This is a genomic window from uncultured Draconibacterium sp. (assembly GCF_913063105.1).
Taxonomy (GTDB): Bacteria; Bacteroidota; Bacteroidia; order Bacteroidales; family Prolixibacteraceae; genus Draconibacterium.
Genome location: NZ_CAJXYQ010000006.1, coordinates 196,441 through 212,843, shown reverse-complemented (window position 1 = coordinate 212,843; position 16,403 = coordinate 196,441). Strand labels below are relative to the sequence as shown.

The 16,403-nt window shown below is 40.5% G+C and carries 16 protein-coding genes and 1 pseudogene; 6 read left to right on the top strand and 11 right to left on the bottom strand.

What is annotated here, in order from left to right; genetic code table 11:
- The first annotated feature begins 31 nt into the window (after positions 1-31).
- From QZ574_RS08255 to QZ574_RS08240, 4 genes are all read left to right on the top strand, one after another.
- Complete coding sequence (locus QZ574_RS08255) at positions 32-1,675, top strand: tetratricopeptide repeat protein (protein ID WP_297088713.1); 1,644 nt, start codon at positions 32-34, stop codon at positions 1,673-1,675.
- 4 nt (positions 1,676-1,679) lie between these two features.
- Positions 1,680-2,339: an LPS export ABC transporter periplasmic protein LptC gene (lptC, locus tag QZ574_RS08250; RefSeq protein ID WP_297088711.1), complete on the top strand. Its 660-nt coding sequence runs from the start codon at positions 1,680-1,682 to the stop codon at positions 2,337-2,339.
- A gap of 6 nt (positions 2,340-2,345) precedes the next feature.
- A complete protein-coding gene (locus QZ574_RS08245; RefSeq protein ID WP_297088710.1) occupies positions 2,346-3,611 on the top strand; it encodes a hemolysin family protein in 1,266 nt (421 codons plus the stop codon).
- 163 nt (positions 3,612-3,774) lie between these two features.
- Positions 3,775-5,898: a SurA N-terminal domain-containing protein gene (locus QZ574_RS08240; RefSeq protein ID WP_297088709.1), complete on the top strand. Its 2,124-nt coding sequence runs from the start codon at positions 3,775-3,777 to the stop codon at positions 5,896-5,898.
- A 75-nt stretch (positions 5,899-5,973) separates the two neighbouring features.
- Here the strand turns inward: QZ574_RS08240 and QZ574_RS08235 are convergent, their stop codons facing one another.
- Positions 5,974-6,405: an FKBP-type peptidyl-prolyl cis-trans isomerase gene (locus tag QZ574_RS08235; protein ID WP_297088707.1), complete on the bottom strand. Its 432-nt coding sequence runs from the start codon at positions 6,403-6,405 to the stop codon at positions 5,974-5,976.
- 153 nt (positions 6,406-6,558) lie between these two features.
- On the opposite strand from QZ574_RS08235, the gene QZ574_RS08230 reads away from it, so the two are divergent.
- Positions 6,559-7,848, top strand: a complete 1,290-nt coding sequence (locus QZ574_RS08230; RefSeq protein ID WP_297088705.1) for a hypothetical protein — start codon at positions 6,559-6,561, stop codon at positions 7,846-7,848.
- Positions 7,849-7,898: 50 nt separating this feature from the next.
- On the opposite strand, the gene QZ574_RS08225 is transcribed toward QZ574_RS08230, so the two are convergent.
- The 8 genes from QZ574_RS08225 to rfaE2 all read right to left on the bottom strand — a co-directional run bounded on the left by QZ574_RS08225 (position 7,899) and on the right by rfaE2 (position 14,773).
- Positions 7,899-8,606 (bottom strand): class I SAM-dependent methyltransferase, encoded by a 708-nt coding sequence (locus tag QZ574_RS08225; protein WP_297088704.1) that lies wholly within the window; start codon positions 8,604-8,606, stop codon positions 7,899-7,901.
- The gene (locus tag QZ574_RS08220; RefSeq protein ID WP_297088702.1) at positions 8,606-9,352 is read right to left on the bottom strand and encodes a sulfite exporter TauE/SafE family protein; all 747 of its coding nucleotides are present in this window, start codon (positions 9,350-9,352) and stop codon (positions 8,606-8,608) included. Before QZ574_RS08220 ends, QZ574_RS08225 begins: the two co-directional genes overlap by 1 nt.
- 301 nt (positions 9,353-9,653) lie before the next feature.
- The gene (locus QZ574_RS08215) at positions 9,654-10,034 is read right to left on the bottom strand and encodes a DUF1232 domain-containing protein (RefSeq protein ID WP_297088700.1); all 381 of its coding nucleotides are present in this window, start codon (positions 10,032-10,034) and stop codon (positions 9,654-9,656) included.
- 8 nt (positions 10,035-10,042) lie between these two features.
- Positions 10,043-11,056 carry a tRNA dihydrouridine synthase DusB gene (gene dusB, locus QZ574_RS08210; protein WP_297088698.1) on the bottom strand — a complete coding sequence of 338 codons (1,014 nt, stop codon included), beginning with the start codon at positions 11,054-11,056 and terminating at the stop codon, positions 10,043-10,045.
- Between the two features lie 51 nt (positions 11,057-11,107).
- Positions 11,108-12,298, bottom strand: coding sequence for an amidohydrolase family protein (locus tag QZ574_RS08205; RefSeq protein ID WP_297088696.1), 1,191 nt, complete (start codon positions 12,296-12,298; stop codon positions 11,108-11,110).
- Positions 12,299-12,306: 8 nt separating this feature from the next.
- Positions 12,307-12,693: a DUF4296 domain-containing protein gene (locus QZ574_RS08200; RefSeq protein ID WP_297088694.1), complete on the bottom strand. Its 387-nt coding sequence runs from the start codon at positions 12,691-12,693 to the stop codon at positions 12,307-12,309.
- 174 nt (positions 12,694-12,867) lie between these two features.
- Positions 12,868-14,226 carry a DNA repair protein RadA gene (gene radA, locus QZ574_RS08195; protein WP_297088692.1) on the bottom strand — a complete coding sequence of 453 codons (1,359 nt, stop codon included), beginning with the start codon at positions 14,224-14,226 and terminating at the stop codon, positions 12,868-12,870.
- Between the two features lie 67 nt (positions 14,227-14,293).
- Entirely contained in the window at positions 14,294-14,773 is a 480-nt protein-coding gene (gene rfaE2 / locus QZ574_RS08190) for a D-glycero-beta-D-manno-heptose 1-phosphate adenylyltransferase (protein ID WP_297088690.1), read from the bottom strand.
- A 229-nt stretch (positions 14,774-15,002) separates the two neighbouring features.
- On the opposite strand from rfaE2, the gene QZ574_RS08185 reads away from it, so the two are divergent.
- On the top strand, positions 15,003-15,701 hold the full coding sequence (locus tag QZ574_RS08185; protein WP_297088688.1) for a hypothetical protein: 699 nt from the start codon (positions 15,003-15,005) through the stop codon (positions 15,699-15,701).
- 96 nt (positions 15,702-15,797) lie between these two features.
- Here QZ574_RS08185 and panD read toward each other — a convergent pair whose 3' ends face one another.
- A complete protein-coding gene (gene panD / locus QZ574_RS08180) occupies positions 15,798-16,148 on the bottom strand; it encodes an aspartate 1-decarboxylase (protein WP_297088686.1) in 351 nt (116 codons plus the stop codon).
- A 19-nt stretch (positions 16,149-16,167) separates the two neighbouring features.
- A pseudogene (locus QZ574_RS19440) lies at positions 16,168-16,287 on the bottom strand (pantoate--beta-alanine ligase); the annotation flags it as partial.
- Between the last annotated feature and the right edge of the window lie 116 nt (positions 16,288-16,403).

Below are 16,403 nucleotides of genomic sequence, written 5' to 3'. Positions count from 1 at the left end.
ATCAAAAAAGAAAAAACAAATAAAACTCATTATGAAAGCTATTTTACGCATATCTCTTTTTCTTGCTGCGGTTGTAATTGTCGGTGTTACAGCTGTTCAGGGGCAAAGGGTAATTAAAGGAACTGTTTATATGGACGGCGAGCCGGCAGCCGGAATTACTGTTGAAGCCCACAAAGGGGGTGAAATGATGACAAGTTTTGATGGTAAATATGAAGTGGAAGCTGATGCAAAAACAAAATACATCAGGTTTACTTTTATTGATGAATCAAAAAAACTGGAGATTGAAGGAAAAACCGGAGACATTTTCGATTTTGCCTTCAGAGGAAGTATTCCATCAGGTGATGGTGAAGAAGAAGAAAGTGGTGATGTAAACCTTGGTACGTTGGAAGAGTTGATGAAAGCACAGGACAAAACTTTCTTAAACGAACTTTCGTTGTACACTGAATTTTATAAGCAAAAAGACTACAAATCAGCAATTCCTCACTGGGAAAAGCTTTATAATCAGTATCCAAAGTCTACTCCAAACCTTTATATTCACGGTGGGAAAATCTACGAAAATTATATTGAAAAGGCAACAAATGATGCTGATCGCGATAAGAACATTGACAAATACATGAAATTGTATGATAAACGTATTAAGTATTTTGGCGATCGTGGATACGTTCTTGGCCGTAAAGGAACATCGTGGTTAAAATACAAACTTAGCCCGGATAGAGATCAGTCTCCAGAAGGTGACGATCTGAAAGCAATTCACAAATCGGGTTACGAATGGTTATCAGAATCGGTTGCCATACAGGGTGATAAAACAGAACCACCTGTGCTGATTTTGTTAATGCAAACAACTGTTGCCTTGTTTAAATTAGGTGAACTGCCAAAAGAACAAGTAGTAACAAATTACGAAAAATGTAATGAAATAGCCAACGCTATCGTTGCTGCCAACGAAGACGAAGAAAAAGTAAAACAAACACAAGAGACAGTACTTCCGTATATTGAAAATATTTTTGGAAAATCGGGTGCTGCCGACTGCGAAGCTCTTGTGAACATATTCTCTCCACAATTTGAAGAAAAAGGCGACGATGTTGATTTCATTAAATCTATGTTACGTCGTTTAGGAAGAGCAAATTGTACCGAAACAGAACTGTTTGGAACAGCTACCGAACGTTTATATCAATTAGATCCTTCGGCTGAAGCGGCCTTTAACATGGCTCGTCGTTTCCTGAAAAAAGACGATGTTGATAAGGCAAGAGAATACTACCAAATGGCTATTGACCAGGAAACTGACGATGAATTGTTAGCCAATTACCATTACGAACGCGGTTTGTTGCGTTATGCAAAAATGGGCAACCTGGTAGGTGCACGTAACGATGCCCGTAGAGCTCTTCAGTTAAATCCTGACTTTTGTGAAGCCAATATGTTAATGGCAAATATTTACGTAGCAGCATCACAAAAATTTGAGGGAACCGATCTGGAAAAATCAGCTGTATTCTGGTTAGCCTGCGATTATTTTGCGAAAGCACGCCGAGGTGAAGATTGTGCAATTGACGCATCATCGAATTTGGCCAAGTACAAAAAATATTTCCCCAATAAGGAGGAAGCATTCATGGAAGGCCTGCAGGAAGGCACCACTTATCATGTGGGAGGATGGATAAATGAAAACACGAAGGTTCGCTTCTAAAATAGTGCAACTTATAAGAATATTTCGTATTGCAGTTCTCACCATGGGAACTGCAATACTTTTCTTTGCCTGTAAGAAAAACGACATAGAAAAGATAAAAGCCTTTAGCTCGCCGGAAGAATTGCCGGTACTAGAGGCAACCAATTTCGAAACTTTATCAACCGACTCGGGTACCGTTCGGTTTTTATTACAGGCCAAAAAATTACTACGTTTCGAAAACGAAGGAAAAACCTATCACGAATTCCCCGAAGGCCTTTTACTTATAAAGTACGACGAAGAAAAAAATGTAATCTCCAGCATTAAAGCCGATTATGCAAAGGAGTTTATTAAGGAAGAGCGTTGGGAAGCTAAAAACAATGTAATTGTAACCAACGAAAAAGGCGACTCGTTAAAAACAGAACACCTGATTTGGGAGGAAAAAAACGAGAAAATTTACACGGAAGAGTACGTGCAGATTGTGAGTGCCGATAAAATTATTACCGGAACAGGATTAACATCAGACCAAAATATGCTTAACTGGAAAATAAAAGATCCGAAAGGTGTTCTTTATGTAGCAGTTGATAACCAATCGGTACCACAAGCGGAAAACAAACGACAAGAGCCAGTTCCTGTTGATTCAATAAAAACGGAACAACCGCCCCGGGAACCCTTAAAATTTAAATAGAAAAAAATGAGTCCACTTTTGCTGATTTTGCTAACGATTATTCTATCGGCCTTTTTTTCAGGCATGGAAATCGCTTTTGTGTCAGCAAATAAATTACGACTTGAACTCGATAAACAATCCGATCCCTTTAGTTCTAAATTACTTAAGTTTCTTACCAATAACGGAGGACAATACATCGCCACTATGCTGGTGGGTAACAATATTGCACTGGTGGTTTATGGTATTGCCTTTGCCACTTTACTCGAGCCTGTTCTTCAAAAAACAATACAGTCCGAGTCCTTAGTTCTTCTGATGCAAACAATAATTTCAACGTTTATAATTTTACTGTTTGCTGAGTTTTTGCCAAAAACATTGTTCCGTATTTTCCCGAATACCTTACTCAATATTTTTGCTATGCCTTTGGCTTTCTTCTACGTTATCTTCTATCCGGTTACACGTTTTTCAATGAGTGTAACCAATTTTATGCTAAAAAACCTATTTAGTACCAAATTCACCAACGAAGACGAAAATAAAGTATTCCGACGAATTGATCTAGATGAGTTTATAAATGAAAGCGACAGGCCCAGTACCGAAAAAAAGGAGTTTGTTGAAACCGAAATTAAACTGTTTAAAAATGCACTTGACTTTTCAAAGGTAAAACTTCGCGAAATTATGATACCGCGCACCGAAATTGAAACGTTGGCAATTGATGCAACCATAAATGATTTAAAGCAAAAGTTTGTTGATACCGGTTATTCAAGAATTCTAATCTACAACGAAAGTATTGACAATATTATCGGGTATGTACATTCTTCAATGATGTTTAAAAACCCGCAAACCATTGATCCTTTTATAAAAAGTGTACTCATTGTACCGGAAACAATGCCGGCCAACAAACTACTCAGCACTTTTATTCAGGAACATAGAAGTATTGCCATTGTGGTAGATGAATTTGGAGGCACCTCAGGAATGGTAACCAGCGAAGATATTCTGGAAGAGATTTTTGGAGAAATTGAGGACGAACACGATACGCGCGATATTGTTGAAAAACAACTAAACGACCGCGAGTTTATATTTTCGGCACGGGCTGAAATTGATATTCTCAATGAAAAATATTTTCTGGAACTGCCCGAAAATGAAGAATTCGAAACACTGGCCGGTTATATTCTATATCACTACGAAAGTATTCCCAAAATAAATACGGTGATTAAAATCGAAAATTTCCAGTTTAAAATCTTAAAAGCCACCAGCACAAAAATCGAATTGGTAAAACTCAAGCTTCTTGAGGATTAAAACCACAAGGTGCTTATTTGTAATGCGCAGGAAATGAGTTGATTCCAATGCTATAGCTGTGTCCTGTAAAAAAAAAATAATAATCGAGGTAAAACAGTTAAAATTGTTATCTTCGTACCTCGAAAAATTCAAACGATTTTAGACAAAAAATAACTGTAAATCAATGGCAACGTTACAAAAAATTAGAACGAAAGCAGGATTACTGGTAGCAATTGTAATCGGTGTTTCATTGGCCGCGTTTATCCTTGGCGATTTGTTACAAGGAGGTTCGTCGATGTTTCAAAGAAACCGCTTAGAGATTGGAGTAATTGATGGTGAATCTATTCAGTATCCTGAATTTCAGCAAGAAGTAGAAGAGTTAGGAGAGATATTCAAACAAAACTATGGGCAGTCGCAGTTAGACGACAACACATGGGCTCAGGTTCGCGAACAGGCCTGGCAAAGAAAAATTTCAAGCATTGTTATGGGCGAAGCCTATGAGGATCTTGGAATTGCCGTTAGTTCTGACGAGTTGTTCGATATGCTTCAGGGATCGAATCCTCACCAAATTGTGCGTCAAATATTCAGCAACCCTGAAACCGGTCAGTTCGATCGTTCGGCAGTTGTTCGTTTCCTGAAAAACCTGGAAACGGGAGTAGCTCCTGAGCAGCGTGCATACTGGTTAAATCTTGAACAACAGATTGTTGAAGAGCGTACCCAGAGTAAATATTCAAACATGGTTGCTAAAGGAATGTATGTAACTGGCGAGCAGGCAGAAACCAGTGCTAACGCCGGAAGCAAATCGGTAAATTTCGATTACATTGCTTTACCGCACAGTACAGTAACCGATGAAGAAATTACACTGACAGATAAGGATTTAAGAGCTTATTACAACGCGCACCAAGACGATTATAAATCGGAAAAGAGCCGACGTATCGAGTATATTGCTTTCCCGGTTGAGCCATCAGAAAAAGACTTTGCCGATGCTGAGGAATGGATTTCAGATATTAAAGCTGAACTGGAAGCAACAGAAAATACCATTCAGTTTGTAAATTCAAACTCCGACATCGACTTTAACGATGCGTGGGACAAAAAAGACGACCTGCCGGAAGCAATTGGCGCCTGGGTTTTTGATGAGGGAGCTGAAGTTGGTGCCGTTTATGGCCCGTACAAAGATGGTGAAGCATTTTCTTTGGCCAAGTTGTACAAATCGGAAATGATGCCCGACTCGGTTGAAGCACGTCATATTTTATTGCAGGTTAGTACACAGGCAGAGTTGCTTGCTGCTCAGCAATTGGCCGATAGCTTAAAAACTGCTATTGAAAGTGGTGCTGACTTTGCAGCTTTAGCGCGCGAAAACTCAACAGATCAGGGATCGGCTATTAATGGTGGCGACCTTGGATGGTTCCAGCGTGGCCAAATGGTAAAACCTTTTGAAAATGCAGCTTTCAATAATACTACCGACAGTGTAACAATCGTTGCTACACAATTCGGAATTCACCTGGTACAAACAACAAAACGCGGAAAGCTTACCCGCCAGGTGCAAGTGGCTTACCTTACCCGTAATGTGGTGCCAAGTACAAAAACGTACCAGGATGTTTACGCACAAGCCAGCCAGTTTGCCGGCGAAAATACAAGCTACGAAGAGTTTAATACTGCTGCCAATGAACAAGGTCTTACAAAGCGTGTAGCAAATGTAGGCGAAAACGACCGCACAATTATTGGCCTGGAAAATCCACGACAATTGATTAGAGCAGCCTATGAAGCAAACGTGAACGATATTTTGCTGAATAACCAGGAATCGCAGATTTTTGAACTGGGCGACAACTTTGTAATTGCTGTACTAACCAGCGCTACCGATGAAGGTGTAGCTAGCTTTGAAGCTGTAAAATCGCGTGTAGAGTTGGCCGTAACAAAAGAGAAAAAAGCAGCATTACTTGTTGAAAAAGCAAAAGCAGCATTAAGCGGTAGTACCGATTTAGCCGCTGCTGCAACTTCGCTGGAAGTGGAAGTGCAAAGCGCAAGCAATGTAAACTTTAACTCATTCTCAGTTCCTGGAATTGGGCTGGAGCCAGCAGTTGTTGGAACAGTTACAACGCTTGACGTTGATAAAGTGTCGGAACCAATAGCCGGAAACAATGGTGTTTATGTGGTAATGGTTACTTCAGTAAACGAAGGAATTGGTGGTGATGTAGCTACTGAAAAGATGCGTTTAGCACAAACCAATGCCTACCGCGTTTCGTCGCAGGTGTTTAATGCACACCGTAATGCGGTTGAAATTGAAGATAACAGAGCAAAATTCTATTAGTAGAATTCTGACAACAAGATATGAGGAGCCGCTTCAAAAGGAGCGGCTTTTTTGTGGCCTAATATTTTGCTTACACTAGCAGATTTGCACCAAACGAATGTCAAAACATAATACTGCATTAGGGGGGATTTTATTACCTGTTCCTTTTCGGCCCCAGGCCAGATCAGCCGGCACCCAAAATTTATAACGGCTGCCTACACTCATCATGGGCAAGCCCTCTTGAAGTCCTTCTATTAGTTCCTCAATTTTAACTTCGTCGGGTTGGTTTTGGCGGTAGGTATCTTCCAGTATTTTCCCATCTAGTAACAGGGCGCGTTGGTGTATTTTTACGGTATCGTAAATAGCAGGTTTGGTGCCTGTTTGCTCATCAACAACCAAATACTGCAAGCCACTATCTGTTTCATGCACCTCCTTTTTTTGCTTGTTCTGGTGCAGAAAATCTTCGCCTGTTTTTCTGTTATTCCCCGCTGATCCCTTGCTTCGGGATTTTTTTTCCCGTCGTGCCATAGTTCGTTCTTGTTTAAAACTTTAACAAAGTAAATGAAAATCAGAAAATGGGGAAATAAGTTTTATTAATTAGTATTGAAACTTTATCTTTAGCAAGTTTTTACAGCATTATTTAATACCAACCAACTGTAAACCTGATAAGGAGGAATTACCATGATATTACGCTTTCTAACTGTTTTTGTATTACTTGTTATCCTGGCCTGTGGGAATATATTGGCGTTTGATAATCCAGAAAATGATATGCGGGTAAAAGGTCGGGGAACGTTATCGTATAATAAACGCGATGCAAAAATTAAGGTATATATTGAAGGGGTAAGACTCGATATGGATTACATGCGGCGTAACATGCGTTTTGCCGATTTTGTTAACGACCCGGCAGTGGCTGATGTGCATATAATTATAAGTAACCGCGTGAGTGGATCAGGGGGTATGGTTTATTCGCTTATGTATAACAACCTTAGTTTCGAAAATTTCAGCGATTTCACCATTACCTGTACTACCTTATCAAGCGACACTTTTGAAGAACAGCGAAGGAAAATAAAAGATGCCCTTTCGTTAGGATTAATGCCTTTTGTAAATCAAACAAAAGCTTCTGATCTGTTGGTGCTTCGCTACCGTGGCGAGGCCCAGAATGTGTCTCAGGCCGAGATTGAAGACCCCTGGAACAGTTGGACTTTCAGAGGCGATGTAAATGGAAGTGTAAACCTGGAAGAAAGCAAAAAGGTATATAATTACTCGTTTAATGCACGTGCCGACAAAGTTACCGAAGAACTTCGGATTCGTAATAATGCCCGGCGTTCGGTACGTACTCAAAAATACACTAACGATGGCGAAGAATATCGTTCTGATAATACGTCTACCTATGCTTCTTCGAGTGTGGTAAAAAGCCTTTCTTCACGATGGTCAACAGGAGCTTTCGGAAGTTTTTATAACAGTAATTACCGAAATACAGTGTATTCAATATCTTTAAAACCAGCCATTGAATACAATATTTTTCCCTGGGATGTTTCAGACCGAAAAGTATTTACCATTGCTTATTACATTGGCCCCGAGTGGAAAAAGTATTACGAAGAAACTATTTACGACAAAATCCGGGAAGGATTGTGGGAACAGGCACTACGTCTTGATTTGCAAATTGTACAAACATGGGGCGAAGTTCAGGCCGGTTTAAATGCAACAAATTACCTGCACGACTGGAGTAAAAACCGAATTACCTTCGATACCGATTTATCGGTGCGGATAATGCGTGGACTTTCGGTTCGGATGGGATTTCGGATAGAGAATGTTCACGACCAGATTTACCTGCCAAAAGGCGACATATCGCTTGAGGATGTCCTTTTAAATAAGGTACAGCTGCCATCAACATTTGAAATTGGAGCTAATTTTGGTGTGCGTGTTCAGTTCGGATCGATTTATAACAACATTGTAAATAACCGGCTCTAATAATTTTTAGGCGATAAGTCCTAAACCACTTCTCACAAGAAAAACGGATATTACTTATTTACTTGCGAAACCACTACTACTCGCGTAGCCATTTGAAACCCGTGCTTCTTTAGGCTCAATTCAATCTCAGGGAGTTGGATTTTCATTTTCTCATAGTCGGGGTGGCTACTACTTTGCTCCAGCATTTCTGTTAACTTTTGCATACGTGTTGAAATTTCTGCCGGCGAGGGAGACTTCAATTCTATGTCATGGTCGAAAGCAATAGAAATAGTAAGCCCCGATGCTTCTATTTGCTCCATAATTTCTTTTCGGGTAAAAGTTTCGTTGTGGCATACGCCATTCATTCGGTCGATGGAACTCCGGAAATGGTGCATTTTTTTATGAACCTCCTGAGCGGCGTTTAAATTATCGCTAAACAACTCATTAACGATAATCCATCCGTGGGGTTTTACTACCCGTTGCATTTCTTTTAAGGTTAGCTGAATGTTGGGCAGGTGGTGCAAAGCCATTGAAATACTGGCAACATCAAAAGTTGAATCGGCAAAATCAAGTTTCTCTCCTGTCATGGATTTAAAAGTTGCTTCGGGGTATATTTTAGCTGCTTCTTCAAGCGAGGCTTCATCCGGATCGACACCAAGAATTTGCACATGCTTATCAAAAACTTTTTTTAATACCGCGATAAAATTGCCGGTTCCTGTGCCAATATCAAGAAGAGTTCTAACAGGCTTGTTGGTAAAAAAGTGTTGCAGTTGTTCCATTATATTAAAAGTAAAAAAGCCGATAAAGCAGTAACAATAATTACAGCTGCCCGGTAGAGTTTATCAGAAATTTTCTGAACCAGTTTTATACCTAAGAAAGCTCCAATTGCTATGGCAGGCAAAAGCATAAGATTGAGCGATAGCGAGCTCCAGTTAATGGTTTTCCAAACAAAAATATGTAAGGGGAATTTCGAGAAATTAAGGATAAGGAAAAACCAGGCTCCCGTACCAATAAAGCTGTTTTTGGGCAAATGCATGGCTAGCAGGTAAATGGCGAAAATCGGTCCTGCCACATTTCCAATCATTGTTGCAAAACCGCCCAAAATACCCATTGAGGCGGCAAACCACCAGGTATCAGGAAATAGGTTTTGTCCTTTTTTGCGGTCGCGCCACAGCATAAGACCAATGCACAGAAATACCAAAATGGCTATAATATTTTTAAACCAGATGTCGTTTACTACTTCGCCTACCCAAAGTGCAATGGCAATTCCTATAAATGCCCAGGGTAATAGTTTCCACAGGTAACGCCATTCGGCATGTCGGTGGTAATAGCCCACGCCAAAAATATCGGCCATCATTAACATCGGGAGCAAAACGCCAGTTGAGGCTTTGCCGCCAAAAATTAAAGCAAGTGTTGGCACCACCAGCATCGATACGCCGGGTACACCAACTTTTGACATGCCAACAAGCATGCCGCAGCAAGCCAACAAAATCCATTGCAGAAAGGTAAAATCGAGTTCGAGCATAGCATGAAAATAATGAATCGCAAAAGTATTGAAAAAATCCGAACCATCCTTTTATAACGGGAAAAGGTCCCGCATAGGCGGGACCAGTCTAGCTAACAATTCGAAGGTAAAGACTACCTTCTCAAAAAACAAAAAACAAAAACCATGTTTAAGGTCGAAACCTTCTTCTAATCATCCAATCTATTCAATCTATAATATGTTCATTACAACGTATGTAACTATTTGGATGTGTGCAAAAGCTGTGCCACAACTTTCAGAAAAGCAATTGTTTAACCTCTGTTAACTTGCTTGTAAAAAAGTCTTAAAATGTCTGATTATCAATATCGTTGAGTTCCTGGGGGTCAATTGCGCCAAACCATTCGTGTGCTTTTTTACGGGCTTTCGCCTTAATTTCAGGGGTAATACTGGTAGCCACAGCCGACAGCGTGAACAATAATACGCCCAAATCATCGCTGTAGCCAATTATAGGTGTCAGGTCTATAATTGCATCGGTTGGCAAAATAAAATAACCCAATGCTGCCGCAATGCTTAGTTTGGTTTTGGTGCTTACTCCTTTATCCTGGAAAGTATAAAGCAACAGCAATACGGCATAAACCACCTTTGCACCTGCTGTTTTACCAAATTGCTTCAATTTATCCCAAAGCGATTTTTCTGAAAAGTGCTGTGAATATTTTTTGTCCATGGTATTGCTTATTTTAAGCTGGCATTTGAAAAATCAAGGGAATAATTTCCGTATTCTTCAGTAATTTTTTCCAGAGTATGGTGTATCTCTTCATTGGTTTCGGCACGCAAAAGCTTCACTTTCAGCTCCCTGAAATTTGGTAATCCCGGGAAGTATTTTGCAAAATGCCGGCGCATCATTAAAATCCCCGATCGCTCGTTGCGCCATTCCAGATTTAAGCGCAGTTGTTCTTTTAAAATTTCAACTACTTCGTTAACCGTAGGTTGTGGCAATTCTTCCCCTGTTTGCAGGTAGTGTTTTACCTCGCGGAACAGCCAGGGGCGACCTATGGCTCCACGGCCAATCATCAGGGCGTCAACGCCGGTTTGGTTGAGCAGTTGTTTCGCCTTTTTACCGCTGTTGATATCACCATTCCCGATAATCGGAATCTGTATTCGGGGATTGTTTTTTACCTCACCAATCAGTGTCCAGTCAGCTTCGCCGGTATACAATTGCTCGCGTGTTCGGCCATGTACGGCTAGTGCCTGAACCCCGGCATCCTGCAAGCGCTCGGCTACTTCAACAATTGGGGTATTGCCGGCCGACCAGCCCAGACGTGTTTTGGCGGTAACGGGAGTTTTTACCGCCTTTACAATTTCTGCAGTCATTTGTTGCATTTTGGGCAAATCCTTTAACATGGCCGAGCCAGCGCCATGCCGAACTATCTTTTTCATTGGGCACCCATAATTAATATCGATAAAATCGGGCTCAAACTCTTCAGCCACTTGCGCTGCCCTTACCATCGAATCGATATTGTGGCCATAAATCTGAATCGCAACCGGACGATCAAAATCATAGAGGTGCATTTTTTGTTTTGTTTTATCAATATTACGCACCAGTGCCTCCGACGAAACAAATTCGGTATACATTACATCGGCACCAAATTTTTTGCACATCAGCCTAAACGATTTATAGGTAACGTCTTCCATCGGTGCCAAAAACAGCGGAGTGCCTTCCAGTTCTATTTTGCCAATTTTTATCATTATCTGCAGAATTGCTGCAAAAATAGGTAAAATTTTAAGAGGTATTTTCAGCTACAGCAAACGTTTAACTTTTGCGTTGGGTCTTAGTTTCATGGTCCTGAAATCGATTCCTGTTATCAGGTTTACACCGGGGGTTTTTCCTTTGTCAAAAGAGCCAAAGGCATTTTCAATTTGAAGTGCCCGGGCACCATTCAGGCACGACCATGTAATCAGTTCATCCAGTTCAATCTCAGGAAAATTTTGCTGAAGAACTTGAATTTCCTGCAATATGGAAAGCTGGGAGTTGGAAGCAAGGCTGTCGGTTCCCAAACAGATATTCAGTTTTTCTTCGCGAAAAAGCTGAAGGTTCGGGATTTTATTCTCGATAAACAGATTGGAATTTGGACATAGAACAAAATAGGTGTCGGCCAGTTTTCGGTACTGTTTTATTGCTTCAATATCTTCTTTGGTAGTATGTGTATTGTGTACCAACAGCAGCTGATTGTTTTTCGGAATAAATTGTAATATTGATTGTAAAGAAGATTTTCCTGTAGGCTGCCAATGATTGGTTTCAAGATTTAAATTGTCGCTAAAATGTTTGGCGATTGCTCCCGTACCCGATAAAAAAAACGCTGATTCGGCCTTGCTTTCCTGGTTATGGATGCAGAACAGGCTTTCTTTTTCAAATGTATGCTGCTGTACTTTTTTAAAAAGCTCGGGCGAAACGGAATAGCCTGAATGCGGAACGATGGATGCAGAAAGTCGGGATTTCTCAAATTTCGATAGAATTTCTTGGGCTTCTAAAAAGGCGCGCTCGGCTCTTGTTGGGTGAAACCCAAAAACTTCAATAAAAGTATGGTAGTAAATTTTGCTTTTTGCTTTTATTGGTAACGAAGCATCTGTATTTGATATATCGCCAACTGCGGCAATGCCTGCAGCCCACATTTTCCGATCGCTTACCTGCATTACCTTTTCCGAGCTGCTCTCAGTCTTGCGCAAAGAATGAATCTGCTGTAAAAAATTGCCTATCCCTGCTTTCTCGGGGACTTTGTTTTGCAGGTGCGATAGCTCTAAATGGCAATGTGTGTTTACAAAACCGGGTACTAAAATGCCACTATAAAATTCAACACCGGCTTCTTCTTTAAAGTTGGCGCCCCGATCCAGGATTTCGAGAATTTTTCCTTTATCGTTGCAAACTAAAATTCCGTTTTTTATTATAGAGCCATTTCCGGGGAAGACGTATGTAGCGGCGATTTTCCTCACCTTGTTGCTTATTGTTTTTCTTCTTCAAATTTCAGAAGCTCCTCTTTACGTCCCGATCGTTCTTGTTCAATCTCGCTTAAACGACTCATTACCTTGCGGTACATTTTTTCAAAGTCTTTTGGTTTACTGGCGTAATAAACCAGCGATTGTTCGAAAACAGAATCGGTCACGGCATGTTTATCGAGTACCGAATAGTAGAAATTTTCGGAGCTGTTATTGAGCATGATGGAATCGTACCTGAACTGGGTGTAGGTAGCTTCTGCCAGATGAACATCCACCAGCATTTCAATCATCCTTTTTTCTTTTAGCAGGTGTTCGGGTTTGGTTATTACTTCTTCTTCGCAAGCAATAAATGCGAAAACCAGTGCGAATAATATGAGAAAAGCCTTTTTCATTTTGTGGCTGCCAAATTATAAATAGTTAAATCGTTTTTCAAAAAAATGGTCGTTAAAAAAGCTTATTTCTACTGTTTTACCGAATGTTTCTCGCTGATTTCGCAAATAACGCTGATTTTATAAGCTTGTGTTCAGTTTTTCTGCGTTCATCTGCGTAATCTGCGAGAAATTATTTTACGCAAAAATCGTTTTGAATACTTCTTCTACCCGGCTAACCTTTACAATGTCGATTTTAAACTTAGATGCATCGAAACCTTTGTTGAGCGATGGTACATAAATACGCGTAAAACCCAGTTTTGCGGCTTCGGCAATGCGCTGCTCTATGCGGCTTACGGCACGAATTTCTCCGGTTAATCCAACCTCACCGGCAAAACATATTTTGTGGTTAATGGCAATGTCGATATTCGACGAAAGAATGGAACAAATTACTGCCAGATCGGTAGCAGGATCGTTAATTTTTAGCCCGCCGGCAATATTTAGGAACACGTCTTTGGCAATGAGTTTAAAACCTGCCCGTTTCTCCAGAACTGCCAACAACATGTTCAGGCGTCGTAAATCAAAACCGGTTGATGAGCGCTGTGGCGTGCCGTAAGCCGCCGAACTTACCAGTGCCTGAATTTCGATCAGGAAAGGGCGCACACCTTCAACGGTTGCTGCAATGGCTGTTCCGCTAACATCGTCGCTTACTTTTGAAATTAATTGCTCTGAAGGATTGGTGATTTCGCGCAACCCGTCGCTGCGCATTTCAAAAATGCCGAGTTCGTTGGTGGAGCCAAAGCGGTTTTTGTTCGAGCGCAAAATGCGGTACATATAATTGGTATCGCCTTCAAACTGCAAAACCGTGTCGACCATGTGTTCCAGCACTTTTGGTCCGGCAAGACTACCTTCCTTGGTAATGTGCCCAATCAGCACCACGGCAACATGATTTTTTTTGGCAAACTTTAGAATTGCCGAAGTACACTCGCGAACCTGCCCAACCGAGCCGGGCGACGACTCAATCAGTTCGGTTGAAATGGTTTGAATGGAGTCGATAATCAGCAACTCCGGTTTTGCCTGCTCGCTTTGTGCGATAATATGTTCCAGCGAAGTTTCGCTTAAAAACAGGCAGTTGCTTTGGGAGTTGCTCAAACGTTCGGCGCGCAATTTTATTTGTTGCAGGCTCTCCTCGCCTGAGATGTATAATATTTTTTTACCGTTTAACCCCAGTGCCAGCTGCAGCGCCAGCGTTGATTTTCCAATTCCGGGATCGCCACCTAAAAGTATCAGCGAGCCGGGAACGATTCCGCCTCCCAAAACACGGTTAAATTCTTCAATACCGACCGAAATGCGTTCGGTCCGGGCCATTTCAATATTCTCGAGTGTGATGGGTTGGTTTCCTGAAATCTGCACCGAAAGTTTACCGGTAGATTGTTTCTTTTCTACAATCTCCTCAACGTAGGTGTTCCACTCGTTGCAGGTAGAGCATTTCCCTAACCATTTTGGCGATTGTGCGCCGCAATTCTGACAGGTGTATATGGTTTTTGTTTTTGCCATTTTGTAAACTACTTTGTTTGTAAGAAAAGAGTTAACCACAAAGAACACTAAGGTTTCGCAAAGTTTCTCAAAGGTTTTTAATTCTGTCTATTATTTCGCTGGTTGAAATTCCTTCTATCAATTCCAGTATTTCCACCTTTCCTCCGTTGTTCAGTACGGTATCGTGGCCTGCAATTTCATGAATTTCGTATTGCGCGCCTTTTACCAAAACATCGGGGATAATTTTTGCAATAATCTCGGCCGGCGTTTCTTCATCAAAAAGAATTACCGCATCAACACATTCAAAGGCAGCCAACACTTCGGCGCGTGCCTGTTCGTTTAAAATGGGGCGCTTATCGCCTTTTAATAGTTTTACCGAAACATCGGAGTTTAATCCAACAATCAATTTGGTGCCAAATGCTGCCGATTTATGCAGCGAATCAACGTGCCCGTTATGAATAAGATCGAAACATCCGTTGGTAAAAACGATGGTATTGTTGCTTCCTTTCCAAATGGATAGCAGGGGATAAAACGATTCAAAATCACGAAATATTTTTGATTTAGACATTAGATTCATATCTGTCAAAAATAGTGATTAATTCCTTTTAATATTTTAATTGAGATAAAACCTTGACTTAAAGACCAGCTTGTCTTATATTATTTTATGTTCAAATTCTTTAAAGGGGGATAATTTTTTTAATTTGCGGACCTTATTCGGGTAACCCCTTTCGACTGCTTCACGCATTTTTTTAATAGAAAGCTTTACCCCGAGCAGTAAAAATTAAACTTTATCAGAAATGTTAAAACTATTCGTGAAACACATTGGCATAATTTTATTCCTGGGTTCCCTTTGTAGTCTATGCTTAGTAAGCAAAAAATGTAATGCGCAAGACGAAAAATTCCCGACCAATATAAATTTTGATTTAGGTACGAATGCATTTGTATTGGATAATGATGATTTTGGATTTTACTTCGGGGCGGGATATGAATATTTCGTGTCGAGAAAGTTTGCATTGGAGTTGAAGGGACAAGTGGGTATGAATTCTCATGAAAAAGAAAAGCCCATTGGTGGTGAAATCGTTCCTTATGGCGATGATTATATACTGTTTACCGAAGCCAGTTATTATACACTTAGCCTGTGTCCGCGGTTTTACCAGGAATTATCTGATATTATTTACTTTTTTGCCGACGTGAATCTGGGATTTGAAAGCTCAAAAAGTAACGCCACTTTTGGAAACGAAGAGACCGAGGAAGAAAATTACCTTGGAAGCTCAAAGTCATCTTTTAATTGGTATCCGGGCTTTCATCTAGGGTTTAAAGTTATTGCCGAAGACCTTTCCGTGTCGTTTTACGTAGGGTGGGAGAAGGTTGATTTAGGAAGAAGTTTAAATGATTTGCCCATCGCTGAAACCGGAGTTTTTGAGGATTATTCGGGTAGTACGGAGTTTTTGCAACTCGGTATTCGTCTGGGTGTTCCATTAGGAAAGAATAGATAGGTTTTATATAATAGGCTCATTTATTGACAGAGATACCACCAAATAAAAAAACCTCGCAGTAAAAACCACGAGGTTCATATTTATATGTAACGTATTTTATACTACAGTATTGGTTTCAATATCGGGGAAGATCAAACTTGGCTTAAATGTTTTGGCTTCCTCGAAATCCATTAAGGCGTACGAAATGATAATTACCACATCGCCAACAGCCACTTTACGTGCAGCCGAACCATTCAAACAAATGGTACCCGATTCGCGCTCGCCTCTGATAACATAAGTCTCTAAACGCTCTCCGTTGTTAATATTAACAACCTGTACTTTTTCGTTCTCAATAAGGTTTGCCACATCCATCAAATCCTCGTCGATGGTGATACTTCCAACATATTGCAGGTTTGCTTCAGTAACGGTATCCTTGTGTATTTTCGATTTACATACTTCAATTTGCATAACTATGCTTATTTCGGTCTTAAAAAACTATATTGTCAATTAACCTGATCTTTCCGCAAAAAGCAGCAACACACCCAACTTTTGTCGATTTTTCGTCCCAGTTTTTCACCGGTTGCAGCTGTTCGTCGTCAACAGGCTCAAAATATTTTAGACTTTTTACTCATAGGTGCTCAAAATTAAATTTGGTGTTTTAACAAAACATGTAGAATTACTACAAACAAAACCACTTTTTAAATTATTTAAGAATATCTTCCC